At 57.6% G+C, this 269-nt stretch carries 1 protein-coding gene; it reads right to left on the reverse strand.

The annotated features are described in order from the left end of the window. Positions 1-269, reverse strand: a 269-nt coding sequence (locus ACYP03_RS26380) for a PKD domain-containing protein (protein ID WP_459782721.1), incomplete at both ends; no start/stop codon positions are given.

Genomic DNA, 269 nt, shown 5'->3' on the forward strand with positions numbered 1-269 from the left:
TGGCACTGTCCAGGTAAAGGTCAGGGTGTCACCGTCAGCATCTGTGGATTGCGAGGCATCCAGTACCACAGTATCACCGGCACTGGCCGTCGCTGGGCCAGACACTGCCACCACAGGCGCGGTATTTGAACCCGGAGCTTTCGCTGTAACTGTCACACTGTCAGTAGCAGTATCACCGGCATTGTCCGTGACTGTCAGCGTGAACACATACTGGGTATCTGCCGTTACTGCAGGAACCGCCACGGTCGCTGTCGCAGTATCTGAGCCTG

Source organism: Photobacterium sp. R1, assembly GCF_054600795.1.